The sequence below is a fragment of the Protofrankia sp. Cr1 genome, assembly GCF_963555865.1.
Lineage (GTDB): Bacteria > Actinomycetota > Actinomycetes > Frankiales > Frankiaceae > Protofrankia.
Map to the genome: position 1 here is coordinate 1 of NZ_CAUVXO010000148.1, position 573 is coordinate 573.

Consider the following 573-nt stretch of genomic DNA (forward strand, 5'->3'; position numbering starts at 1 on the left):
GGTCGCCACGGTCCGCGCAACGGTCGGGCCGGCTGCGGCCATGGCGCGGCGGATCACCGTGACCGCCAGCGCCGGCACCCACAGACCCCAGGTCACCGCGACCAGCCGCGCCAATGCAAGCGGCACCGGGCCGACCTCGCGCAGGGCGAGCACGGTGGCCAGAACCGTCACCGTGGTGGCGCCGAGGAGGGCCTCGCGGGTCGGGCGGTTCACCGCCGTCGCAACCAGTAGCCAACCGGCGCCGAGCAGTGCCCAGTTGGCGAAACCGACCACGTTGTACCCACGGCAGGTCAGGCCGACCAGAAGCTCCGCGAGCGCCGCAGCGCCCAGCAGGCCGGCGGACTCCCGTCCCCGTAGACCTCGCCTGATCATGGCGGGGACGGTGCGGACGGCAAGAGCGGCCAGCCCGAGCCACACCACCAGCGAGACCAGCGGCCAGCGGTAGGTCTGCGCCATGGTGACGGCGGGCAGCGCCATCGCCGCGTGCCAGCAGACGATGAAGACGGCGACGCCGCGGGCCAGCCCGGTCTCGTGGCCGGTGCGGATGAGCCGGCCGCTGTCGTGGGCCAGCGC

1 pseudogene is annotated in these 573 nt (G+C 74.3%); it reads right to left on the minus strand.

Annotated features, from left to right (window positions below):
• Positions 1-573, minus strand: a pseudogene (locus U9980_RS13570) (hypothetical protein); the annotation flags it as partial.